17 protein-coding genes and 2 tRNA genes are annotated in these 24,834 nt (G+C 64.5%); 12 read left to right on the forward strand and 7 right to left on the reverse strand.

Annotated features, from left to right (window positions below):
* Positions 1 to 13: 13 nt before the first annotated feature.
* From KF691_03990 to KF691_04000, 3 genes are all read right to left on the reverse strand, one after another.
* Entirely contained in the window at positions 14 to 1,234 is a 1,221-nt protein-coding gene (locus KF691_03990) for an efflux RND transporter periplasmic adaptor subunit (protein MBX3388598.1), read from the reverse strand.
* A gap of 102 nt (positions 1,235 to 1,336) precedes the next feature.
* A tRNA-Arg gene (locus KF691_03995) sits at positions 1,337 to 1,410 on the reverse strand.
* A gap of 194 nt (positions 1,411 to 1,604) precedes the next feature.
* A tRNA-Arg gene (locus KF691_04000) sits at positions 1,605 to 1,679 on the reverse strand.
* Positions 1,680 to 1,821: 142 nt separating this feature from the next.
* Between KF691_04000 and ychF the strand changes: the two genes are divergently transcribed.
* On the forward strand, positions 1,822 to 2,925 hold the full coding sequence (ychF, locus tag KF691_04005; protein MBX3388599.1) for a redox-regulated ATPase YchF: 1,104 nt from the start codon (positions 1,822 to 1,824) through the stop codon (positions 2,923 to 2,925).
* A 222-nt stretch (positions 2,926 to 3,147) separates the two neighbouring features.
* Here ychF and KF691_04010 read toward each other — a convergent pair whose 3' ends face one another.
* Positions 3,148 to 4,383: a M20/M25/M40 family metallo-hydrolase gene (locus KF691_04010; GenBank protein MBX3388600.1), complete on the reverse strand. Its 1,236-nt coding sequence runs from the start codon at positions 4,381 to 4,383 to the stop codon at positions 3,148 to 3,150.
* A 166-nt stretch (positions 4,384 to 4,549) separates the two neighbouring features.
* Here KF691_04010 and KF691_04015 point away from each other — a divergent pair, with 166 nt between their 5' ends.
* The gene (locus KF691_04015) at positions 4,550 to 4,882 is read left to right on the forward strand and encodes a hypothetical protein (protein ID MBX3388601.1); all 333 of its coding nucleotides are present in this window, start codon (positions 4,550 to 4,552) and stop codon (positions 4,880 to 4,882) included.
* A gap of 43 nt (positions 4,883 to 4,925) precedes the next feature.
* Here KF691_04015 and KF691_04020 read toward each other — a convergent pair whose 3' ends face one another.
* Both KF691_04020 and KF691_04025 read right to left on the reverse strand, forming a co-directional pair.
* On the reverse strand, positions 4,926 to 6,521 hold the full coding sequence (locus KF691_04020; protein MBX3388602.1) for a polysaccharide biosynthesis protein: 1,596 nt from the start codon (positions 6,519 to 6,521) through the stop codon (positions 4,926 to 4,928).
* A gap of 267 nt (positions 6,522 to 6,788) precedes the next feature.
* Entirely contained in the window at positions 6,789 to 7,169 is a 381-nt protein-coding gene (locus KF691_04025) for an RNA-binding protein (GenBank protein ID MBX3388603.1), read from the reverse strand.
* Between the two features lie 187 nt (positions 7,170 to 7,356).
* Between KF691_04025 and KF691_04030 the strand changes: the two genes are divergently transcribed.
* The 9 genes from KF691_04030 to KF691_04070 all read left to right on the forward strand — a co-directional run bounded on the left by KF691_04030 (position 7,357) and on the right by KF691_04070 (position 21,995).
* Positions 7,357 to 8,661 (forward strand): FIST C-terminal domain-containing protein, encoded by a 1,305-nt coding sequence (locus tag KF691_04030; protein MBX3388604.1) that lies wholly within the window; start codon positions 7,357 to 7,359, stop codon positions 8,659 to 8,661.
* Between the two features lie 140 nt (positions 8,662 to 8,801).
* Positions 8,802 to 9,293 carry a nitrous oxide reductase accessory protein NosL gene (locus tag KF691_04035; GenBank protein ID MBX3388605.1) on the forward strand — a complete coding sequence of 164 codons (492 nt, stop codon included), beginning with the start codon at positions 8,802 to 8,804 and terminating at the stop codon, positions 9,291 to 9,293.
* A 93-nt stretch (positions 9,294 to 9,386) separates the two neighbouring features.
* On the forward strand, positions 9,387 to 9,956 hold the full coding sequence (locus KF691_04040) for a four helix bundle suffix domain-containing protein (protein ID MBX3388606.1): 570 nt from the start codon (positions 9,387 to 9,389) through the stop codon (positions 9,954 to 9,956).
* Between the two features lie 593 nt (positions 9,957 to 10,549).
* Positions 10,550 to 10,936 (forward strand): BlaI/MecI/CopY family transcriptional regulator, encoded by a 387-nt coding sequence (locus tag KF691_04045; GenBank protein MBX3388607.1) that lies wholly within the window; start codon positions 10,550 to 10,552, stop codon positions 10,934 to 10,936.
* A gap of 14 nt (positions 10,937 to 10,950) precedes the next feature.
* Entirely contained in the window at positions 10,951 to 13,794 is a 2,844-nt protein-coding gene (locus KF691_04050; GenBank protein ID MBX3388608.1) for a hypothetical protein, read from the forward strand.
* 120 nt (positions 13,795 to 13,914) lie between these two features.
* A complete protein-coding gene (locus KF691_04055) occupies positions 13,915 to 17,064 on the forward strand; it encodes a tetratricopeptide repeat protein (protein ID MBX3388609.1) in 3,150 nt (1,049 codons plus the stop codon).
* Positions 17,065 to 17,082: 18 nt separating this feature from the next.
* Positions 17,083 to 17,820, forward strand: a complete 738-nt coding sequence (locus KF691_04060) for a MotA/TolQ/ExbB proton channel family protein (GenBank protein ID MBX3388610.1) — start codon at positions 17,083 to 17,085, stop codon at positions 17,818 to 17,820.
* Between the two features lie 3 nt (positions 17,821 to 17,823).
* Positions 17,824 to 18,237 carry a biopolymer transporter ExbD gene (locus tag KF691_04065; protein MBX3388611.1) on the forward strand — a complete coding sequence of 138 codons (414 nt, stop codon included), beginning with the start codon at positions 17,824 to 17,826 and terminating at the stop codon, positions 18,235 to 18,237.
* A gap of 212 nt (positions 18,238 to 18,449) precedes the next feature.
* Positions 18,450 to 21,995: a PD40 domain-containing protein gene (locus KF691_04070; protein ID MBX3388612.1), complete on the forward strand. Its 3,546-nt coding sequence runs from the start codon at positions 18,450 to 18,452 to the stop codon at positions 21,993 to 21,995.
* Positions 21,996 to 22,005: 10 nt separating this feature from the next.
* Here KF691_04070 and KF691_04075 read toward each other — a convergent pair whose 3' ends face one another.
* Positions 22,006 to 24,333 (reverse strand): copper-translocating P-type ATPase, encoded by a 2,328-nt coding sequence (locus KF691_04075; protein ID MBX3388613.1) that lies wholly within the window; start codon positions 24,331 to 24,333, stop codon positions 22,006 to 22,008.
* 66 nt (positions 24,334 to 24,399) lie between these two features.
* On the opposite strand from KF691_04075, the gene KF691_04080 reads away from it, so the two are divergent.
* Positions 24,400 to 24,813, forward strand: coding sequence for a CoA-binding protein (locus KF691_04080; protein ID MBX3388614.1), 414 nt, complete (start codon positions 24,400 to 24,402; stop codon positions 24,811 to 24,813).
* Positions 24,814 to 24,834: the final 21 nt, after the last annotated feature.

Below are 24,834 nucleotides of genomic sequence, written 5' to 3' on the forward strand. Positions count from 1 at the left end.
TCGAACAGGTCGTTCACTTCTTCGGTGCGGGTGCCGCGACCTTTGGATTCGCCGGGTTGGCTGCCGCCGCCTCCCCCGGCGTCGCCACGTTCTCCGCAACTCTCACTTCCATCCCCGGCTGCACTTTCTGAATGTTGTCGACAATCACCCGCTCGCCCGGCTTGAGCCCGAACTCGACCGTCCAGTCGGATCCAAGCCAATCTCCCAAAGTCACCGGGCGACGCTCCGCTTTCCCGTCCGAATCCACCACAAGCACGAACGTCCCGTTCGGCGTGTTGAGCACCGCCTGCTGCGGCACAGTCAGCACGTTGGGCCTCTCCACCCCGAGAATCTTCAACTTCACATACTGCCCGGGCATCACACGCGCCTCAGGGTTCGGAAACTCCGCACGGATCATCGCCGTTCCCGTGTTCGGGTCCACCTTGACATCCACGAAGTTGATCGTGCCCGTCGATTCGAAGACCGTCCCATCCGAGAGCGTGATCTGCGTCGGCAGGTGCTTGTCGCTGATCAGTTTGATCCGCCCGCTCGCCACGTCGCTCCGCCACCTGAGGACGTCGCGCTCGCTCACGTTGAAGTTCACGTAGATCGGGTCCACCTGCTGGCTCGTCGCGAGCAGGCTGTTCTGCCCGGAATCGACGAGCGCACCCTCCTGCCTTTCCGCCTGCCCGATTGTTCCCGACACCGGCGAAAGAATCTTCGTGTAACTCAGCTCGAGCTCCGCGTTCGTCACCTTCGCTTCCGAAAGCTTCACCTCCGCAACCGCCTGATCGCGCTGCGCCTGCGCGCGGTCCAGGTCCGCCTGCGCGATGCCGCCCTTCTCCACGCCCTCCTTGACGCGCACCAGGTTCGACTCGGCGAGCGCGAGCGCCGCCTTCGCCTGAGCAAGCTGCGCCCGCGCGATCTGCAGATCCGCCTCGAAGCTCCGCGGGTCGATCGTGAAGAGCAGATCGCCCTCCTTCACCTTCCCGCCTTCTTCAAAGTGCCTCTTGAGCAAGAAGCCCTGCACCCGCGCCCGGATCTCGACCGTCCTCGACGCCGCCGTCTGCGCGATGAACTCGTAGTTCCCCGGCACGGTCACCGGCGTCACGGTCTCGACCGACACCGTCGGTGGGGGCGCCGCGCCCGCGCTCGCCGAAGGCTTCTTGCCGCAGGCAGCGATTCCGATCGCCGCAATTCCGGCCAGCGCCGCCGCTCGCGCAAGCCGCCACCTCTCCGTTCTGGCATGATTCATGCCCGAAGCATAACTACGCCGAGTCCTACGCCACCGGGGACGCTCATTCTGTTTGAAACATGCGCCCGAATGCCAAAACCACCCGCCGAGCCGCCCGCAAAACGCGCCCGGGAGGATTCGAACCTCCGACCATCGGATTAGAAATCCGATGCTCTATCCAGCTGAGCTACGGGCGCACGCAAAGATCATAGGAATTCACGCACTCTCCGAGCCCTCGATTGCGTCGAGCGTTCCTCACGCCGACGCAATCACTTCTTTGTGTGAAAGCTCTTCCCTCCGCGCAACTCCGCACTCTCCGCCGACTCCGCGTTCTCTCTCCAGGCTTCCGCTCTCCTCGTCGGCGCTCAGATTTGCGATCTCGGTCGGGAAATACGCCCGGCAGGATTTGAACCTGCGACCCTCGGTTTCGAAGACCGATGCTCTATCCAGGCTGAGCTACGGACGCGTCGCGTCATAATAGAACAGCCGTCCGCCGCACTTTGTCTTTTCCCTTCGCCCCTTCGCCCCTTCGCCCCTTCGCCCCTCTGCCCCTCTGCCCCTCTGCCCCTTTGCCCCTTTGCCCCTCTCCCCATCTACCATCCGCCCCCATGGAAGCAGGAATCGTCGGTCTCCCCAACGTCGGCAAAAGCACGCTCTTTAACGCCCTCACCAAGGCGGGCGCGCTCGCCGCCAACTACCCCTTCGCCACCATCGAGCCCAACGTCGGCGTCGTCCCCATCCCCGATCCCCGCCTCGAGATCATCCGCACCCACATCGAATCCCAGAAGATCGTCCCCGCGATGCTCCGCCTCGTCGATATCGCGGGCATCGTGAAGGGCGCGAGCGAAGGCGCCGGCCTCGGCAACAAGTTCCTCAGCCACATCCGCGAGGTCGATGCGATCCTCCAGGTCGTCCGCTGTTTCACCAAAGCACCCGGCGGCGAAGACATCACACACGTCGACGGCTCCGTCGATCCCATCCGCGATATCGAGACGATCAACACCGAACTCGTCCTCGCCGATCTCGAGGTCGTCGCCGGCGCTCTCGGCAAAGCCGAACGTGCCGCCAAGAGCGGCGAAAAAGAGTCCGTTGTCCGCTTCGAAGTCCTCAAAAAGCTCCAGCCCGTCCTCGACGCCGGCAAGCCCGCCCGCACCGTCCACTTCGACGACGCCGATCATCAGAAATCGCTCAAGAGTCTCAACCTGATCACCTCGAAAAAAGTTCTCTTCGTCATGAACGTGGACGAGGACGATGTGAACGGCGAGAACGAGCTCTGCATGAAGGTCCGCGAGCACGCGAAGAAGGAGGGCGCCGAGTGGGTCCCCATCTGCGCCAAGATCGAGAGCGAACTCGCCGAACTCTCCGATGCCGACCGCATCGAGATGCTCCAGTCGATGGGCATGGCCGAGCCCGCCCTCAACCGTCTCGCCCGCGCGACCTACAAACTCCTGGGCCTCCAGTCCTTCTACACCGCCGGCCCCAAGGAAATCCGCGCCTGGACCGTCGCCATCGGCGCCACCGCGCCGCAGGCCGCGGGCGTCATCCACACCGACTTCGAACGTGGCTTCATCCGCGCCGAGATCTACTCCGTCGCCGATCTCGAGAAGTTCAAGAACGAAAAAGCCATCAAAGAAGCCGGCAAGATGCGCGTCGAAGGCAAGGACTACACCATGCACGACGCCGACGTCTGCCACTTCCTCTTCAACGTCTGACGTCGGGAGCCCCCTCCCCGAGGGAAGGGGTTGGGGGCGGGCGCAACGTGTTCGCGGAGTTGAACACAAAGGTCGTGCGCCCTCGCAATCGCGCCGCCTCTACGAGCCCGACGCGCAAGCGAGGGCGCGGGGACAATCGAACTCCGGTTGGTGCGCTCATCACCGCCGCTCTTTCAGCCCGCGAAGCGGGCGCTCGGACGTTGCCAGACACGAAGTGTCTGGTCAGCAGCCCCTCACCAAACCCTCGCCCATGAAATGGGCGAGCGTCAGCCCCTTAATCTCCAATTTGCTCTCTCTCTTTCTCTCTCTTCTCCCTGCTCTTCGTGCCCTTCGTGGTAATTCCAAATCCGCGCCTTTCTCGGCCTTCCTTCTCCGTGGTTCTCCGTGTTGATCTCCCGCCAACCCCTCAATCACACCCTCAACCCCCCTCACAACCTCCGCCATCTTCTCATAGTCCAGCGTCTCCGGCGTATCCGTCTCCTTGTGATAGTTCCTGTTCCGATACTTCGCCGTATCCGTCGCCATCACCGCCGGGTATCCCTGCTTCCAGAAACTCCAGTGATCGCTGCTCCCCACCCGCGGCACAGCCATCGGCAGCGCCGCGCCCTCGCACGGAAACGAACTCCCCGCCCGAAACGCGTCCACACATTCGCGCACAAACTCCTCCGCGTTCGACATCCCGACAAACGCGATGAAGTCCCCCCGATCGGGCACGGCGTTGCCCATCAGCGCCGGTCTTCCCTGCGATCCCGGTTCATCGCTGTACATCCCGATCGTTTCGAGGCTGATCATCCCGACGATCTTTTCGCCGCGTTCCTTGCACGCCCGCGCGTACACCAGGCTCCCCATCTGATCCGTCCAGAAAAACGGCGGCTCCTCATTCGCAAAAAACACCAGCCGCACCGTCCGCGCCGGCATCTCTCCGCGTTCCCGCCGTGTCGCAAACCCGCGCGCAATCTCGAGTAGCGCCGCGCACCCGCTCGCGTTGTCGTCCGCGCCCGGCATGCGCACGCGCCCGTGCACCAAATCATCCACATGCACCGTGTCGTAGTGCGCGCCGACCACGATGATCTCTTCAGGCTTGTCCGAGCCCGCGATCTCAACTTCGAGGTTGCTCGCGTCCCGCGTCACACCGTCCGGACACACCGCGGCAAACGTTTGCCAGCGCACGACAAACCCCATCTTCGCGAGCGACAGCGCGAGAAAATCCTCCGCGTCGTAGAGCGACGGCCGCGCGTTCCGCTCCGCCATCAGCGACCGCTCACCGATCTCACCCGCAAGCCGCTCCACATCCCGCCGAAGCGCCTCCGCCCGCGGCACATCCCGCTTTTCAACCTCAATAAATCCCCGCGTCCGATCCCCCGGCATCAGTACACACCCCGCAATCCCGCCCCAAAGCCCGCCGGCCGCACCCACCAAAAAGCCCGCGAAAACCAAGCATAAACGGCCTATCTTCATGAGTTAGTATACACTAAGTTTTGAGTGGTGTCAACTGAAGAACAGATGATTCGGAACCGGCTCTCTACGAGCCCGGACTGCGCAGATGCGTTTGGGGTCACACCCGATACAGATTGTGGTGGTACCTATCCAGAGTAGCGAGAAAAATCAATTGAAGAAATCGCAAATGCGAACTATCTGGATCTGGTTTTCGGCGTCGGCTCTCGCGGCGCTCGTCCTGCTCGGAACGTTGGTGCTAGTGCGAGCAAGTGTAATCGATCGCGCGTGGCTGGTTGTCGCTGGCGCGCTCTGTTTTGCGCCGACTCCAATCGCGCTCGGAGTATTACTCGGAAACCGTCGGCGAGTGATTCACGCGGCAAGGCGCTGGGAATACCAATTGTGCCGCGAGTGTGCATATCCGATTTCTTCGGGGACCGACGATTTGTACACGTGCCCCGAGTGCGGTACAACGCAGTCGATCTCTCAGACTGTGTCGTATTGGCGTCGCATCGCGGCGTGAATCATCGTCGCTTGCCTATTCTCGGCGCGCCCCGGCGGAACCTTCACGCCGCCCGCTCAAACGCCACAGGCCTCGCTTCAATCTCCGAAGCCCTCATTTCCGGTACGTGCTGCCTGATCGCCCGCACGACCGCTTCCTTCTCCACCATCTGCCGCGCTGTGCTCAACTCCGCCACCATCGCAGGCAGATTGAAATCTTGCCGCAATTCTCCCGCGGCAGTTCCAGCCCACGAGCGAATCCCCGGGAAAGCCGTCGCGCGCAATTGCTCCGAGTCGTAGCACAATTCCTCGTGCAGCTTCTCGCCCGGCCGCTTCCCCGTCACCGCAACTTCCATCAGCGGCAGCCCGCTGTCCGCGTTCTGAAACCCCCTCCCGGAGGGAGGGGGTAGGGGGTGGGTCGCTGCCTTTGTCTCAAGAGTTTCGCTCGGCCCCGCAATCCCCTTCACCACCGGCGCATACCCATGCGCCCGCACAAACCGCATCGCCAGATCCATGATCTTCACCGGGTCGCCCATGTCCAGCACGAACACCGCCGCATCCGGCCCCGGCTCGATCGCGGCACTCTGGATCACCAGCATCGCCGCCTCGTGAATCGTCATGAAATACCGCGTCATCCGCGGGTCCGTCACCGTGATCGGTCCGCCCTCCGCGATCTGCGTGCTCCAGATCGGCAGCACGCTGCACGCGCTCCCCAGCACGTTGCCGAACCGCACCATGCTGAAACTCGTGGCGTCGCACTTCGTGCCGCGCGTGCTTGCGCGCGCCTGTCGATGCAACCCCTGGGTGTACATCTCCGCCAGCCTCTTCGTTGCGCCCATCACGCTCGTCGGGTTCACAGCCTTGTCGCTGCTGATGAGTACAAACCGCTTCGCCCCGCTCGCCAGCGCCGCGTCCGCGACGCTCTTGGTGCCGAACAAATTATTTGTCAGCGCGTGCGCCGGATGATCCTCCATCAGCGGCACATGCTTATGAGCCGCGGCATGGAACACCACATCCGGCTTCAGTTCCAGCACGTGCCGCATCGTCGCGTCCGCATCGGCAATGTCATGAAGCAGCGCCCGCCGCTTCACATCCGGAAACTTCCGCGCGATCTGCCGATCGATCTCAAAGAGCGCGTTCTCGCTCCGCTCCATCAGGATCAGCGCGCCCGGCTTGAACGTCGCCGCGATCCGCGCGATCTCCGATCCGATCGACCCGCCCGCGCCCGTGATCAACACCCTCGCGCCCTCGAGCACGCCCGCCACCGCGCGCCGGTCGATCCCGTATGGCGTCCGCCCGATCAGGTCCGTCACATCGATCTCGCGCGCGACCCGCGTAAACGTCGCGCCCGGCGCGCGCTCCAGCATTTCATTGAGTGGCGTCACGATGCGCTCTTCGAGCCCCGCGCGCCGAACTGCCTCGCGCGCCGTCTCGATCTGCCGCGCCATCGCGCCCGGAAGCGAAACGATCGCGATCGTCGCGCCCGTCTCCCGCGCCAGCCCCGCGACATCCGCCAGCGCGTTCCCGTCCTTCGATTCAATATCAATGAATCCCGCAGCCGACGGCGCATCCGGGATCAGTCGCAGCTGATCCGCGAGCAGGCTCAAGGTCTGTGCCGTTCCGATGAGTATCGCGCGAGATGGAACTTCCGGCATCTGCATGGACTCTCCCGTTGAGTTCTTCCATCTGGTTATCGGCCGAACCGCACCCAAACTTCGCCAGGATTGCGAAGAAGTCGCGCACTCTTCACGGGAAGCCCTCCGCGCGAAAAAAAACCCGGGCCGGTGCCCGGGTCTCGTCACTTCGAGTTTCCGGATCGCGAATCCGCAATCCGAATTCATTGTTTCGAATCTTCGCGCGACTCGGCACCATCCGATGCATCGTCGCGCGCTTCAAGCCCGCGCGATTCAACACCGCGCGCCTCCGAATTACCAGCCGCCGCCGTCGCCGCCCCGATCGCGACCGCCACGTCCGCCGCCGAATCCGCCGCGTCCGCCGCCACCACCACCGAATCCGCCGCGTCCACCGCCGCCACCGAATCCGCCGCGACCGCCACCTGCGCCGGCTTCACGGGGCTTGGCTTCGTTGACAACGAGCGGACGTCCGCCGAACTGTTGACCGTTGCTCGCGGCAATCGCCTTGCGGGCCTCTTCGTCGTTGGCCATTTCAACAAATCCGAAGCCGCGCGGGCGACCGGTCTCGCGATCGATCACGATCGCGGCCGACGTCACCGAACCGAATGTGCCAAAGTGATTCCGGAGTTCATCTTCGGTGCAGCTGAAGGGCAGATTGCCGACGTAAATCCTCATAACCGTTTCTCGCATCTTGCCTGAGCATCCAACCCAGAACGGTGAAACCAACTCGGCGCTCAGGCAGAATCCGAAACGGTCCCAAGACCACCCACTTCAGACATTCGAACGGGTGCAATCCGCCAAAAGTATAGCCGCGGCGGCGCGGGGGCTCTTTGGGGGCGCGCCGGGGGCTAGTCTTGGCCGCATGTCGAGCGGATCGATCCAGATTTCGGGGCCGGTCGTCGGCGCGGCGATTTCGTCGCAGCCGGAGACGGAAATGGCGGTGCGTGCCGCGGCACACGATTGTCTTTTGCAACTCGGCTCGCGGGCCTGCGACCTCGCGATCGTGTTTTTCTCGGCGCATCACACCGAGCGCGCGGACGAGATCTCGAAATGGGTGCGCGAGATGCTGCGCCCGGTCAATTGCCTCGGAGTTTCGGCGGAATCGGTCCTGGGCGGCGCGATCGAACTCGAGCGCACGCCGGGCGTGGCGATCCTCGCGCTCTCGCTTCCGAATGTTCGACTGAGCGCGTTCACATCGGATTCGTTTCCGCCGCTCGACGCGAAGGAAAAAGAACACGTCGCGGTGCTGGCGGGCGGGATCGGCGCCGCGGACGACACTGCGGCGACGATCGTCTTCGCAGATCCGTTCAGCATCCCGGTTTTGCAGCTCATCCCGATGATGAACAAGGCGCGCCGAACCGATCCGGAAGGGCGCCCGATCGGGAAAGTGATCGGCGGGCTGGCGTCGGCGGCGCGGGCGCCGGGCGGGAACGTGATGTTTCTCGACGACAAGGTGATGAAGTTCGGCGCGGTGGGCGTGACGATCTCGGGCAATGTCGAAGTCGAGACGATCGTGAGCCAGGGTTGCCGCGCGGTGGGGCAGCCGCTGGTGATCACGCGCGCAAAGAACAATCTGATCATGCAGCTCGGCGGGCGGCCGGCGCGCGAGGTGATGCGCGAAGTGGTGAACGAGATGGACCCGGGCGAGCGCGGCGCGCTCTCGGGCGGCTTGTTTCTCGGGCGCGTGATCAACGAGTACAAGGAACGGTTCGGGCGCGACGATTTTCTCATCCGCGCCGTGGTGGGGGAAGACCCGGCATCGGGCTCGATCGCCGTCGCGGATTTCGTGCGCGCGGGGCAGACAGTGCAGTTTCACGTGCGCGACGCCGACACGGCGACGCAGGACCTGTCGCTCCTGCTCGATGCGCAGCGGCTGCACGAGCGGCCGGCGGGCGGGCTGCTCGTGACGTGCAACGGACGCGGAACGCGGCTGTTTTCCGAGAAGAACCACGATGCGGCAGCGGTCTGCCGCGCTTTCGGGCAGGGCGTGACGGCGGGCGAACAACTCGCCAAGCCGGGCGCGTTCATCGCGCCCTCGTTCATGCCGGCGGGAAGCGCATTCGCGCTCGCGGGCTTTTTCGCGGCCGGCGAGATCGCGCCGGTCGGGCCCGAGTCGTTCCTGCATGGGAACAGCGCGTGTCTGACGTTGTTTCGGGCGAAGAAATGAGGCACTAGGCATTTGGCACTAGGCACTTGGCATTGGGCATTGGGTATTGGGCATTGGGCATTGGGCATTCGGCATTAGGCACTAGAAATGCGGAAAATCGGATTTGGTGTTACTGAGAACTGGCCTCGGAAGACACGCGGATGAGCAACGAGTTGTCGGGCAATTCGCGCGGGGGTGGAGCACGGGCGATCGGCGGGATGGCGCTCTTTGTTGCCGCGGCCGTGTGCTTCGCGGCGCTTGCGATTGTGCGCCCGGCGGAGATCGGTTCGGTCCAAACGGGAATCGATCAGTGTGCCGCGTGCGGGATGACGATCGAGGATTCGGGCTTTGCGGGCGCGCGGGTGATGAGAGAGGGCGGGCGCACGCTGTATTACGACGATCTCGGCTGCATGCTCGACGCGGCACGCGAGAAGAACGCGGTACCGGCGATCAAGACCTTTGTGCAGGATGCCCAAGACGGAAAGTGGGTGCGCGCGGAAAAGGCATGGTTTGTGATGGATGCAAAGAACCGCACGCCGATGGGCTCGGGGATCGTGGCGTTTCGCACGAAGCCCGCGGCGGGAGCGATGACGTTTCAGGAAGTCGTGGAGAAGCGGCACGCGTACATGAAGGCGAAGTACGGGGGCGAGTGAGCGGTCTTTGTATGCTGAGGCAGAAGGCAATAGGTCTCATAGGTCCTATGGGACCCATAGGACCTATTTCTGAAGGTCGGACGCGAGGTGGGCATGCCCTTCATTCCAGCACACGGCAACTACAAGGAACTGCTTTCCTATCAGAAGGCCGAAGTCATCTACGACATCACGTTTCGCTTTTGCGAGCGCTTCCTGAAGAAGGGCGACCGCACCATCGACCAAATGGTGCAGGCGGCACGGTCCGGCAAACAGAACATCGTGGAGGGATGCGCGGCGTCGGGGACTTCGAAGGAAATGGAGATCAAGCTGGTCAACGTGGCGCGGGCGAGCTTGGAGGAACTGCTGAACGACTACCAGGATTACCTTCGCGTGCGCGATTTCCCGCTCTGGCCGAAAGATTCAAAAGAAGCCCTCTTCGTCCGCAAGCTCGGCAATGAGCCTCATACGTCCTATGAGACCTATCGGCCCTATTGCGAAACCCGCCCCGGCGATGTCGTCGCCAACATCACCATCTGCGTGATCCACCAGGCCAACTACCTGCTGGACCGCCAGATCCGCCGACTCGAGAAAGACTTCATCGAGCACGGCGGCATCCGCGAACGAATGCTCAAAGCACGCTTGCAACATCGAGGCGCACAGCCCAAGCCCGGTGACACAAAATAGCTTTCCGGCATAAGCCTCATCAGCCATTTGGCCCCATCGGTCTAATTCGTCCTATTGGTCCCATCGGTCCTATTGGTCGCATCGCGCTCGCGTCGGCGAGCGCGATGTGGTGGAGCGGCCGGGCGACGCAGTTGGAGCCAATGGGCTCCCAGTGGAAGGACCCTGCAAGCCCACTCGAAGTCGACTATCTTCGAGTTTGAGTTTGCGACGAGCCGCTTTGATCATGATCCGGCGGAGTGCGACCTGATCGTCTGCTGGGAGGACGACAACAACAAGAGCGGGCTGGAAGTGGTGGAGTTGAAAAGGTTTGTGAGAGGCGCGGAGCAACTCGCGGATTCCGCCGGCGCGAAGGAATAGGTCGTGTGAGTCGCATGGGATCTATACGAACTGTTTGACGGAATCGGAGCGCGCCCGCCCCGCCCCGCCCCGCCCGCCCCGCCCGCCCCCAACCCCCTCCCTCAGGGAGGGGGCTTCGGAAATGCGCGATTCAAACTTTTTGTTTGAAAATTGCCGCAACCGTTGACGGCCTACGACGGTTGTAGTATCTTGACTACGACAGCGGTAGTAGACCGCGGTCGGAACGGACGGAGCACATGGCCAGAAAGCAGATCGAACTCGGGGAAGCGGAGCTCGCGGTGATGCGGGCTCTTTGGGATCACGGGCCGCAGACGGTGCGGGACGTGATGAACCGGCTGCACGAGCGGGGGAGAAACGTCGCGTACACGACGGTTCTGACCTTTTTGACCCGGCTCGAGCAGAAGGGCGTGGTGGCCAGCGACAAGCGGGACACGGCGTACATCTACCGATCGAAAGTTTCCCGCCAGAGCGTGACACTCTCGCGCATCAAGGCGTTGGTGGACCAGCTCTACGACGGTGCGGCTGCGCCCATGCTGGCGCAACTGATTGAGAATGAGCGGTTTACGCCGGATGAGATCACGAAGCTGCGGAAGTTGATCGACGACCTGGACAACAAGAGCTGAAAGGGCCCGGAGCAATGGACGCGATGACGGAAATCATGCGGGCGTTGTGGATCGGCGGGCTTGCCGCGACTCCTCTGGCGCTGGGTGTCGGACTGGTCTGCCGCGTGCGGGTGTGGAGCGCGGCGACGAAGCACACGCTCTGGCTCGCGGTGCTGGCGTCGTTCGTGACGCCGGTGATCGGGGTCTTTGTGTGGCGGCCGGACTGGTTCGGTTCGGAGCGGCTGCTCGGCGCGGCGGAGAACGTGATCAAGGCGATCGAGTCGGCGACGCCGCGGGAGCCGAAGACCGAAGTCGCGCAGGTGAAGCCTGAGCCGAAGGTTGCCGCGCAGAGCGCGCCGGCGTCCATGTTTGTTGGCCCGGTGCTGGTGCCGCTGATTCAGCCGGAGAATGAAGCACGGTTTGTGGTGGACACACCTCGGGCCATCCCGTTCGAAGCTGAGAATATGCGTGCGGCTCGGGCGGACTATGCGACGCTGACCTCACCGATGAGCGCGCTGGGGCGCGCAACGCCGCTGGGGCTTGCAAGTCCTCTCGGGCTTGCGCCGGGGACTGGACGCGCGGCGCGGAACGAAATTTCCGAGCGTCCGGCACGGGCGCGGATTGATCGGAGCGGAGCGGCAGAGTCGAGGCCGGAGCGAAGGGAACCTGCGCCCGAGCCGGCGGTCGTTCCGGACGCGAAGAAAGTGGAGAGCGCGGGGCAACTGCGCACGGTTGCGGCGGCGCTCGTCGCGGTGCGCGATTGGCTCGGCTCGGCCTCGCCGATTCCGGTGGTGCTGTGGCTCGGGGTTGCGGCGCTGCTGCTCTGCGCAAGGCTTGTTCGGACGGCGCGGGCGGGGAGGCTGATTCGAATGTCAGAGCCCGCGGATGTGCACGTGCGGGCGATGGTGCGGAGTGCGGCGGAGCAGATCGGGCTTTCGCGAGTGCCTGAAGCGAGAATGGTGGACGAAGCGGTATCGCCGATGATCTGGTGCGGGCTGCGTCCGAAGCTGATTCTGCCGCGGGGCTTGTGGAATGCGCTTGATCAGAGTTCGCAGCGCGCGGTGGTGGTGCATGAACTCGCGCATGTGCGGAGATGGGATCACGTCTTGTGCTGGCTGGATCTTGCGATCGGGTCGTTGTACTGGTGGCATCCGGTCTCGTGGTGGGCGCGTCGGCGTCTGCATGACGAGGCGGAGGCGAGCTGCGACGCGTGGGTTGTGAACACGCTGCCGGAGAGCCGGCGCGCGTACGCGACGGCGCTGCTCGCGACCAAGTCGTTTGTGAGCATGAAGGGTCGGGTTTCGGGCCCGTGGCTTTCGCACGGGAGTTTCAGCGGCGGCGTCGGAGTGTTGTCGGGCTCGGCGAAGAAAATGGCAAGGAGAATTACGATGGTGATGACGCAGAAGTCGGCTTCGAGAGTGTCGCTGTTCGGTGCGTTCACGGCGGCGGGAGTGGTGGCGCTCGGCGCGTTTGTCATGCCGGGACTGGCGTGCCCGCCGGAAGAAAAGGCCGAGAAGGAGGCCTCGAAGAACAAAGCGTCCGGCTTTGTCGTCATCACGCCGGACGGGAAGAAAGTGAAGAGCGCGGACGGCAACGTGCAGTTCTTCGGCGAGGCGCCGGCGCTCGAGGCGATGCGCGCGAAGAAGGCCAAGAGCGGCGCGTTTGCGGCGCCGGTCGCTCCGGTTCCTCCGGTTGCCCCCGTCGCTCCGGTTCCTCCGGTTGCCCCCGTCGCTCCGATGCCGCCGATGCCTCCGGGCACGGGCGTGTTCTTTGAGTCTGCTCCGAAGGCGAAAGTGATCGCGCGGGGCGGCCAGTGCGGCGCCTCGCGACCGAAGGCGATCGCTTCCAGTCAGGATCTGAGGAGCGGGCGGACGGCGCGGGCATATGTGCTCTCGCCCGGAAAGGCCGAGGCGCTGTACAAACTCTTGAGCAGGAGCGATGTGCCGATTCTCGTGCAGCGCAAGGGCAACTCGATCGTCGTGTGGGAGACCGATGCGCAGCATCCGATCGTCGCGGGCTTCGTCGAGATCATCAATCCCGGCGGTTCCGGCGGCGCATCGGGCGAGGGCTCGGGCCGGAGCGCGGCGCGCAGCGCCGAGCAGGCCGAGGCGGGCGCGCGAAGAGGACTGACGCGTTCGTACGAGCAGGCGCTCCGCGAATTGAATGCGAACCGCGCGAACATCGAACGCAACGCCGAGCGGATGCGCGCCCAGGCCGACCGGTTCCGTGAGCAGCAGGAGCAACTCGAGGCGATGACCGAGCGGCTGCAGGAGCAGGCGGCGGAATTGCAGGCCGGCGACTCGCGAAAGATCGTCGAACAAGCGGCGTCCGAGATGCGTCGGCGCGCAGAATCGGTGCGACAGCGCTCGCGCTCGACGGACGAACAGGTCGAACAGATCGAAAGAAAGATCGAGCAGCTCGAGCAACGCGCCGAGGAGCTCGAAGAGAAGATCTCCGAAGCAGAATCGGACGATGGCGACGAGATCGCCGAGTTCGACGGCGACGAAGTGTTTCCCGAGATGATGGAAGTGATCATCGCTCCCGATGCGGCCGGCGATGTCACGGAGGATGAGCTCGAAGAGATGGACGAGAGCCCAATCGCCGAGCCGTTCGGCGTACCTGCTCCGTTCACCAATCTTGAGCCGATTCCAACGCCGGCTCCGGTTGTGGTTCCGGCGTTGCCGACACTTCCGGCGGTCGCTCCGATTGGCGCGCCGATGCCAAATGCGGCTCCTTCGCCATCTTCCGCTGCGACACCACCCGCGGCCCCGACGGCGCCTGTGTCACCGAGCCCGTCTGCGGCGCCTGCTGGGTCGACGCAGCCCGCGCAGCCGACACCTGCCGCGGCGAGTGTTGTGAATTCTACACGAAGCGCTTGACCTCCATCGCGAGACCCCCGCGCCCGGCTTAACGGTCGGGTGCAGGGTTGGCAAGAACAAACGAGTGATCGGGGAAACGGCCCGCACTGTGCCGCGGTATCGCTTTGTCGGGAGGAGTCCATGCGAACGAGATGGGGAACGAAGTTGCTGGCGGTGGTCGCGGTGAGCGGCGCGATTTGTGGGGCGAGCGCGGCGCCCGCGGACGAGAAGGCGTATCGCGCGGGAGTCGGGCTTGCGAATAAAGGAGTGAATGAAGGGGCGATCGAGGAACTGAACAAGTATTTGGCGGGCGATCCGGAAGGACCGAACGCGACTTCGGCGCGGTACACGCTGGGCGTATGCCTGGCGAAACTCGAGAAGTATCCGGATGCGATGAAGGCGCTTGATCTTGTTGTCGGCGTGAAGGACTTTGCGTTTGTGAATGATGCAAGGCTGCTGCGGGCGCAGTGCGCCGCGGGGACTGGCGACTATTCGGGAGCGAGCGCGGGGCTGAAGAAGCTGATGCGCGAGGCGCCGCAGTTTGAGAAGGCAGACCGGGCGGTGCTTTTGTACGGGGAATCGCAGTATCGCCTCGGGCGCGCGCAGCAGGCGCGGGCGGCGCTGCAGGACTTTAGCAAGAAGTGGCCGGCGAGCGGATCGCTCGATCGGGCGGAACTGATCTGCGCGCTCGCGGAGATTTCACTTTCGGACAACCAGAGCGCGAGCGCCCTGCTTGAAGGGATTCTGAAGCGATCGCCGGATGGAGCGTGCGCGGGGAACGCGGCGCTGGCGCTTGGGCAATGCCGCCAGAGCGCGGGGGATTCGGCGGGCGCGCGGGAGATGTATCAGCGGGCGGCGAAGGCGGGAGGGGCGATCGCGTTCGATGCGAATCTGGAGATCGCGCGGCTTGCGCGCGCATCGGGCGACACTGCGAGCGCGGAGGCGGCGCTGCGCGAGCTCGATGGGATGAGGAGTACGCCGGATCAACGGGCGCTTGTCGATTTTGAACGGGGGCGTTTGCTGCTGCAGGCGGGAAAAGCGGACGAAGCCGGCGCGGTGTTTGAACGGATCGCGACGAGCGGGCCGGAAGCCGTTCGCGCGAACGCCGAGCTGTGGCGGGCCAAGTGCGAACTGCAGGGCGGCAAGTCGGCGGAGGCGCTCGCGAGACTCTCGCAACTTGCGAAGACGGCGGGCGAGAACGAATTGCCGGAGGTGCTGTTTGATCGAGCGGTTGCGCTGGCGCAGACCGGCGACGACGCGGGCGCGGCATCGGCGTGGGAAGACTGGCGGGGACGGTTCGCGAGTCATGCGCTGGCAGCGCAGGCGGATTCGTCGCTCGCGGCGTGCCTCTACCGGCTGGGGAAATACGAACGGAGCGCGGCGGTGTGCGCGGCGATCCTCGAACGAGGCGGAAACGACGCGCGGATGAGCGAAATCGTGCTGCTGCTTGGCGAAGATCAATTCCTGATGGAGAGCTACGCCGACGCGGAACGGACGTTTGCGATGTTCTCTCAACGCTTCCCGGACGATGCGGCAAAGGTTCGAGCGGAAACCCGGCGGGGGATTTGCCTCGAGAAGCTGGGCAGGAGCGACGATGCGGAACGCGTGCTCGAGCGCGCGGTGGCGGGATCGGCGCCTTCGGCGGACTCGAAGCTCCGGGCGGGCGCGTTTGCGGCACTCGGCGATCTGAGCGTTCGAAGGCAGGACTGGGGCGGCGCGGAGAAGTGGTTCGCGCGCGCGATCGAAGCGAGCGGGGTCGATGCGGGCGCCGATTTGAATCTGCGGGCGGGTGTGGCGATGGCGCGGCAGGGGAAGAACGACGCGGCGCTCACGCTGCTGGAGAAAGCATGGAAATCGGCGGCGGGAACGGCGCTCGAGAATCACGCGGCGTACGAATATGCGGGCGTGCTTGCGCGGCTCGGACGGGCGGATGAAGCGACGGCGCGGCTGACGGCGATCGTCGAATCGGAAAAAGGGACGACGGAGCTGTCGGCGGCGGCGCTGCGGCAACTGGCGGCGATCGCATCGAACGGCGGGGATGCGAAGACTGCCGCGGAAGCGCTCGCGAAGATCGGTGGATCGGATCGGGGCGCGCTGCTCGAACAAGCGGGAGCGTGGCTTGCGGCGAGTGAGTACGCGAAGGCGGAAGAGGCGAGCAGGCTCTACTTGGAACAGGGGGTGAAGGGAAAGGGGGCGACGCTCGCGCACGCCCGGCACGCGATCGCGATGAACCGTCTCGGCCGTCACGAAGAAGCGGTGAAGGAGTTCGGGTCGATTGCGGCGAAGGCGGGATCGCTGGATGCGGAAACTCAGAGTGCGTTTCGGTATGAAACGGCGCTGGCGCTTCGCGCGCTCGGACGGGACGAGGAAGCGGCGAGCGCGTACCGCGCGCTGCTGGATGGACAGCCGACGGCGATGATCGAAGCGTACGCGGCGCTCGATTTGGGGCAGATCGCGCTTGGGGCGAAGAAGCTGGACGAGGCGGCGGCGCTGCTGGAGCGCTCTCGCGGCGCGGCGGAGAAGCTGCCGCCCTCGGAAGCGGCGAGAATCGGGGAGCGCGAGACGTATCTGCGGGCCCTGTGTGCGCAGGAATCGGGGAAGCCGGCGGATGCGGTGAAAGCGCTCGAGGACTTCGAAAAGAAGTATCCGACGAGCGACGTGCTGTCGGCGGCGCTATTGACTTTGGGAGATGTGCTCGGCAAGTGCGGGCGGGCACGCGATGCGGCGGCCGTGCTGAGCCGCGTTGCGGAGATGCCGGCGACGGGCGCGAACCGGTCGTTCGCGCTGCTGAAGCTGGGGGAAGTGAGCGCGAGCGCATCGCTTTGGGATGAGAGCGAGAAGGCGTATTCGCGTTTTCTCGAGGGAGAATCGGCGAGTCCGCTGTGGTTCCAGGCGCGATTCGGGCAGGGATGGGCGCGAGAGAACCTCGCGAAGTACGACCAGGCATGCGAGGCGTATCGAGACGTCGTTGAGAAGCACGAGGGGCCGACGGCGGCGCGGGCGCAGTTCCAGATCGGAGAGTGCCTGTACGCCCAGAAGAAGCTCGATGAGGCGGTCCGCGAGTTATTGAAAGTGGATGTGCTGTACGGGTATCCGGAGTGGAGTGCGGCGGCTTTGTATGAAGCGGGCCGGTGCATGAGGGAACTGGGGAGAGAGAAAGAAGCTTCGGCGCAGTTCGAGGAAGTGGTGAAGCGATTTCCCGAGACGCGCTGGGCGGCGCTGGCGAAAGAGATTCCTGCCGTCTCGGCGGCGGGGAGCGCATCGAAAACGGAGTCGGGTGTTGATCGCTGATTTCTGGAAGGAGATTCGATGAACCTGTTTGTTGAATCGCACGTGTTGTTGCAACAGACGGCGGGCGGCGGGTCGCTGGTTTCGACTGTGCTGGATCTCGTGATGAAGGGCGGCTGGTCGATGGTGCCGCTGGGGCTGTGCTCGCTCGTCGCGGTCACGCTGATTGTTGAGCGATTGATCGTGACGCGGTCGGGGCGGATTGCGCCGCTCGGGTTGCAGGCGTCGCTGAAGGGGTTGCGTCGGCATCCGCGGCAGGCGCTCGCGACGTGTGCGGCGGACCCGAGCCCGCTGGCGAAGGTGCTGCATGCCGCGATTCGGGCGAGGCACGAGACGCGAGAGGTTCAGGACAAATTGACATCGGAGGCGGGCGAGCGCGAGGTGCAGAAGCTGAAGCACCGGATGCGATTGCTTTCGGTCTTGCCCCAGGTGGCGACGATGCTTGGGCTACTCGGAACGGTGGTGGGGATGATCCGGACGTTTACGGTGATCGCGGCGTCGGGCGAATCGCTGGGAAAGACGGAGCGGCTGGCACAGGGGATTTACGAGGCCTGGACCGCGACGGCGGCGGGATTGATCATCGCGATCCCGACGCTGATCGCGTATCACGTGATCCTGAGCAGGATCGATCGCGCGGCGGCGCAGCTTGATGCGGGCGTGCAGGCGTGGCGGGACGGCGAAGAGCCGGAAGAAGTGGTGTCGGTCGCGACGCCGAAGGAAGCGTCGCTCGACGGCGATCTGGTGCTCGCGGAGGGATAAGGGATGCTCATCAAGAACGCGGAGACGAGCGCGGACCTGCACATCGACTTTGTTCCGATGGTGGATGTGCTGTTCAACCTGCTGATTTTCTTTCTGATCGCGACGAGCATGGTGCAGGCGGAGCGGGAGATGAGGATTGCGCTGCCGCAGGCGGCGGCGTCGGGCCCGATCACGGCGGCGCTGCGCGACATCGTGATCAATGTGAACGCCGAGGGGAAGGCGTTCGTCGGCGGGAAAGAGATGGATGATGCGGCGCTGTCGCAGTTGTTGCGGAAAGCGCTCGAGACCAATCCGGAGCAGAAGGTGAACGTGCGGGGCGATCGGAGCGCTTCGTACGCGAGCGTGGCGCACGTGCTTGATGTGTGCAAGGGGGCGGGGGCGCAGCAGCCGTATCTGGAGACGATCCCGTTGAAGTAGAGGAGATGGAGAGAACGCGGAGTACGCGGAGTTACGCGGAGGGGAACTGATGGAAGGCGGGAAGAGCGGCCGGATCGCACGGTCGGAAGAGGGGGGACCGTCGGCGGAGAAGAGAGGGATAGATGGGGAGAACGCGGAGTGCGCGGAGAGAGCGGAGTTGCGAGGAGGAGGAGAGATGGAGTCGAAGCCCGAAGTTCCGGACGGTGCATGAAATGAAGAGGTTTGCTGTGACAAAGAGTTCGGTGTGGTACGGCGCGGGGGTGATCGCGGCGCTGGTGATTGCGGTCGGCTTGCTCGCGATCGTGCCGGAGCGGTATTGGACGAACGGCAACGAGATCAAGGCAGCGGCGGCGGGCGCACCGATTCGGCGGATTTTGTGGCTGCCGGCGCGGCCGGTCGCGGGGATGAGCGAAGCGGATCAGTATGAGCCGAAGGTGAGCTCGGATGGTTTGACGATGGTGTTCGTGCGCCGGCGCGCGGGAAGCAACGCGGATTTGTTCGAGTCGCGGTGGTCGCCGAGCGGGTGGGGTGAGGCCAGGCCGATCGACGCGGTGAACACGGAGAGCGACGAGCTCGGTCCGGAATTGTCGCGCGATGGGACAGCGCTCTATTTCTATTCCGATCGAGCGGGTGGACTCGGCGGATATGACCTTTGGGTGTCGAAACAGGTCGATGGGCAGTGGGGAGCGGCGACGAATCTCGGTGCTTCGGTGAATTCCGAAGCGAACGAGTACGGTCCGGCGCTTTCGCCGGATGGGAAGACGCTCTACTTTGCATCGAATCGGCGGCGGCCGGGTGAGAGCGTGCGGGATGCCGATGGATGGCCGGCGACGATCCGTGAGAAGCGCGAGCGGCACGACTATGACCTGTACCGGGCGCGCATGCTCTTGGATGGTGCGTGGGAGGGCGCGGCCGCCGTTGAGGGATTGAACACGGAGTTTGATGAAGGCGCGCCGGCGATGAGCCCGGTCGGGGACTTTTTGTACTTCGCGTCGGACCGGCCGGGCGGGCTCGGCGGATTTGATCTGTATCGGAGCAGAGTGTTCGCGGATCGCATCGGCGCTGCGGAGAATCTCGGCGACGCGGTGAACTCGGCGGACAACGACCTCGATGCGGGGCTGAGTGCGGATGGATTCCGGTTGTATTTCAGTTCGGATCGCGCGCGGCGGGAAGGCGCGGTGGAGCGTGCTTCGAGCGACCCACAGTCCAAAGAAGAAGCGAACAAGGAAGCGGAACAGGGCCTGACGGTGCGGTCGCCGGCGCACAAATCGAACGGCGAGCGTCGGTACTCGCTTTGGAGCACGGCCTCGCGTGAAGTCTTTGTGGAGACGGAGGCGTCGGATCGGCTGGCGAGATTGTGGAATTTCATTGTGCCGATGTTGCCGTGGTTTGCGGCGTTGCTGCTGGCGCTGATTCCGTTGGCGTTATTGATTTGGATGTTGCGGAACGAGATCTGGCGGAAGCGGCTGGGAAGATTGAGCCTGCTTGCGCAGTGTCTGTTGATTTCACTCTTGATTCATGCGGCGATCACGGCGGGGCTTGCGGTTTGGAAAGTTGGGAGCGGGATCGCGGATGCGATGCGATCGGGCGGCGGGACGCGCGTGGTGCTCGCTTCGGCCGGCGAGGCGGGAGACTTTGGCGGGCAAGTGTCGGGCCAGCTCGGCGCGCCGGCAACGCAAACGACTCTGCCGATGCCGACACTCTCGATGATCGCGGCGGATTTGACACCGGCGGTCGAGATTGCGGGGCCGAAGATCGTGGAATTGCCCGCGCCGCTTGCTCCGGTGACGGAGAAGATGGCGACGCGGAATGAGACGGCGACCGAATCATCGAGTGGGCCGGTCAAGACAGTGGAGCTTTCGCGGGAAGATGCGGTGCGAGTGGATGCGGCGATGCCGCGGACGGTGCAAGGAGATGTGAGGAAGGAAGCGAGCGCGGCGGCGGAGCGAGTGGAACTGTCGCCGGCTCCGAGCGTGACGCCGTCGCTCGCGATTCGAGCGCCGGAGCTTGCGATGCCGCGGAGCGAGGTTGCGGGCGGGACTGGTGCTGAGGAGCTGTCGCTCAAGTCGCCGGCGGTGAGCGCGAGTGAATCGAATTCGGATGTGAGCGCGCGGAGTGAATCGGCGAGTGCGCTGCCAGCGGCGAGCGTGGGTGCGAGCGCGGCGTTGCCGAGCGCGAAAGTGATGACGATGACAGAAGCGAGTGGGCCCGCGGGTGTCGGCGGACCGACGAATGCGCCGAGCGGTGTGCTCGCGGCACCGACGACGGGTGGGATGAGCGCATTGCCGCGGAGGACGGAGCTTGCGTTGCCGGCGAGCAACAGCGGGGGAGCGCTGCCTGCGATTCCGCGAGCGAGTGTGGATGTTGCGGCGGGCGAATCGAGCGAGCCGGGCGTCGCGATGAATTCGGAGCGACTGGGTCGAGCCGAGAGCGTGGTGGGTGCGCGACTGCCGCAGGCGGGCGGCGCGAAGATGACTGGAGAAGAGAGAGGAAGTGCGAGCTTGGGTGAACTTGCGCGCGGGCCTGCGATGAGCGCGGGAGTCGGGGCGAAGATCGAAGCGCCGGTGATGGCGCTGCCGGTTGGGAACGGCGGAGTGAGTGCGGAACGATTGAAGATGGAGGGCTTCGGGGGCGCGAGCGAGCCGCGCGAGATAGCGGGAGTTGGCGGCACGGCGGTTGATTCGAGCGCGCTCGGGGCGCTGAGCTTTGGCGATGCGCGTTTGCCCGCGGAGATCGCGGAGCCGGTGAAGCCGATCGATACGCAGGAGCAACGGAATCCGGAATCGCGCGGGGAGATGCTCGCGAAGATGGGCGGATCGGCGGAGACGGAGCGCGCGGTGGGGACGGCGCTCGAGTGGTTCGCGAAGCATCAGGAGGCGGATGGAAGATGGTCGGGGAAAAAGTTTGATGCACACTGCGGCGAGTGCGGCGCGCCGGCGGAGATCGATGCTGATGCGGCGATGACGGGGATCGTGCTGTTGTGTTATCTCGGGGCGGGGCACACGCACATGGCGGATGGGCCGTATCGGGAGAATATTGTGCGGGCGCTGCGGTGGTTGATCGAGCGGCAGGAGCCGTCGGGGGACTTGCGGCGCGGCGAGACGATGTACGGGCAGACGCTGAGCACGGTGGCGCTCTGCGAGGCGCTGGCGATGACGAAGGATCAGAGGTTGACGGGGCCGGCGCGGCGCGCGGTGAACTTTGTGCTGAACACGGCGGCGAACGGAGGACCGAAGAGGGAAGAAGATACGTCGGTGCTTGGGTGGCTGGTGATGACGGTGGAGAGCGCGCGGCGGGCGGGGATTGCTGTGCCGCGGGACGTGTTCGATGCGGCGGGCAAGTGGCTGGAGAGCGCGAGCAGCGGGGGAAGATACTCGTATCGGCGCGGAGAAGCGCCGAGCGCGGCGATGACGGCGGAGGCGATGTTCGTGCAGCAGATTCTGGGGCATTCACGCGATGAAGCGCGGATGAGGGAGTCGGCGGAGTTCATCCTGAGCGAGCCGCCGAAGTGGGACGGAGCCGCGCCGACGTATCACTGGTATTACGCGACACTCGCGCTCTTTCAGCAGCAGGGGGAGGCGTGGGAGAAGTGGAATCGGCAGCTGTCGCCGATCCTGGTTGAGCATCAGCGGCGCGATGGCGGCGCGGCGGGGAGCTGGGATCCGCAGGATGAATGGTCGAGACTCGGCGGGCGGCTCTACCAGACGGCCGTGTGCACGCTGAGCCTTGAGGTCTACTACAGGTACAAGGCGAAGTAAACGGTGCGGCCTAGTCGTGGATCGGCATGCGCGCTAGACGCAAGCTGTTGAGCACAACCGAGATGCTGCTGAACGCCATGGCGGCGCCCGCGATCATCGGCGAAAGAAGCCAGCCGGTCCACGGATAGAGCACGCCGGCGGCGATCGGTATTCCGACGACGTTGTACGCGAACGCCCAGAAAAGATTCTGACGGATGGTTCGGAGGGTGGCGCGCGAGAGAGCGATCGCTTCGGGGATTGCGCGCAGATCGGAGCGCAGAAGCGTGATGGAAGCCGATTCCATGGCGACATCGGTACCGCTGCCCATGGCCATGCCGACATCGGCACGGGCGAGGGCGGGCGCATCGTTGACCCCGTCCCCGACCATTCCGACCGAGAGTCCTTGAGACTGGAGCGAAGCGATCTTTGCGGCCTTCTCATCCGGTTTGACCTCGGCGAGCACGTCGTCGACACCGGTCTGTTTGGCGACAGACTCCGCGGTTCTGCGGTTGTCGCCGGTCATCATGATCGAGCGGATCTGAAGATTGCGGAGCGAAGAGACCGCATCGCGTGCTTCGGGCCGAATGACGTCGGAGACCGCGATCGCTCCGGCGAGTTGCGTGCCGATGGCGACGAACACGACGGTGTTTCCCTCTGCTTCGAGGGCGGCGGTGTCCGGCGAGTTGGAAGTGTCGATGCCACGTTGGCGGAGCAGCTCCACCTTGCCCACGAGAACGGCCTTGCCGCCAACATCGGCTGAAGCGCCCATTCCGACAAGTGCGCGGAATCCGATCGGCTGCGCGAGAGTGATGGCCCGCGCCCTTGCGGCATCGACGATCGCGCCGGCAAGCGGGTGCTCGCTGCGGGATTCGGCGGACGCGGCGGCATGGAGGATTTCGTTCTCGGAGAAGCCCGAGGCGGGGAACACGGCGGAAAGAGCGGGTTTCCCACGGGTCAGCGTGCCGGTCTTGTCAATGACAAGAGCCTGTATGCTCGAGGCGCGTTCGAGTGCTTCGCCGCTGCGGATGAGGATGCCGCGTTCGGCGCCGCGGCCGGTTCCGACCATGATCGCGGTCGGAGTGGCGAGTCCGAGAGCACACGGGCATGCGATGACGAGAACGGAGACCGCTGCAACAAGAGAAAATGGGAGCCGGTTCTCCCCCGGAGCGAAGAACATCCATGTGATGAACGTCGCAGCGGCGATCAGGAGCACAATGGGGACGAAGATGCCGCTGACGCGATCGGCGAGGCGGGCGATCGGAGCCTTGGTTCCTTGTGCTTCACGGACGAGCGTCACGATCTGCTGGAGCGCCGTATCGGCACCGACCTTGGATGCGACGACGGTGAGCGCGCCGGTCGTGTTGAGCGTGCCGCCGAAGACGTCGCTACCGGCGTGCTTGTCCACGGGAACGCTCTCGCCCGTCAGCATGGATTCATCGATCGATGATTCGCCCTCTTCGATCCGGCCATCGACCGGTACGCGCTCTCCGGGACGGATGCGCACGCGATCTCCGACGGCCACGTTGCCGACCGGGATCATTTGTTCCTCTTGCCCCGCGCCTCGAAGAACGCGTGCGGTGGCGGGTTGGAGTTGAATGAGGCCTTTGATTGCCTGCGCAGTTTTGCCGGTGGCGCGGGCTTCGAGCAGCTTGCCGAGAAGGATGAGGACGATGACGACCGCGGCGGCTTCGAAATAGACGGGTGGTCCATGTTCAGCGTGTGCGCCGACGGACACCGCACCGGGCCAAATGGTGGCGACAAGCGAGTAGAGGTATGCGGCGCCGGTTCCGAGAGCGACGAGCGTGTCCATGTTGGCGTGGAAATGCCTTGCGGAGCGCCAGGTTGATCGAAAGATGGGCGCGGCGCAGTAGACCATCACGGCGGTCGTGAGCACGAGCTGGAACCAGGAGGTCCATGTGCCGCGGAGCCATGGGATGGCGCCGTGCGACATCGCGATGATGAAGACGGGCGCGGCGAGGACGACGCCGACGACGACACGGCGGCGCAGGGTCCGCTCTTCGGAATCGGCGAGCGGTGACCCATGCGCGTGAGCGTGTACATCATGGCTCATGTGGTGCGAGGCGTGTTCACCGGCGCCCATTTCCATGGCATCGTGAGAAGCGTGCGCGGTGTAGCCCACGTCTTCGACGCGTTTGATCAGGGTGGAGCGGTCGGTCTTTGCGGTCTCGAAGTGCACCGTCGCGGTCTTGGTCGCGAAGTTCACGCTGGCGCTCGACACGCCGGGCGTGCGCGATAATTGCTTTTCGATGGTGGAGGCGCACGACGCGCAGGACATTCCGCCGATGTGGAGATCGCAGCGCTCAAGAGGCTCTGGGCGTGGATTTGAAGGACGCATCATCGTGCGTGTTCCATCAGAGATTCTAGAGCAGACTGCCGGGATAGCATGAGGTGTTCGCAACCTCCGATGAGCACGAGCGATCTTCAATCACGGATCGAGGGGTTTCTGTCGGGGTCGCCATTCGCGGTGGTTGGCGCGTCGGCCGATCGCGCGAAGTACGGCAACAAGGTGCTGCGCTGTTACTTGCAGAATGGCCGAGTCGCGATTCCTGTCAATCCATCCGCGGCAGAGATTGAAGGTCTGCGCACCTTCGCGAACCTTCGGTCGATTCCCGAGCGGGTGCACGCGGTTTCGATCATTACGCCGCCGCCGGTAACCGAGCGAATCGTTGAAGAGGCGGGCGAACTTGGGATCAAGCACATCTGGATGCAGCCGGGCGCGGAGAGCGCGAAGGCGATTGGGCAGGCGCAAGAATCGGGCATGAACGTGATTGCTTCGGGCGCCTGCGTGCTTGTGGTGCTGGGGTTTCGCGAGCGGTAGGACCGGGCCTGCGGATTGAAG

It is taken from the genome of Phycisphaeraceae bacterium, from assembly GCA_019636555.1.
Classification (GTDB): domain Bacteria; phylum Planctomycetota; class Phycisphaerae; order Phycisphaerales; family UBA1924; genus JAFEBO01.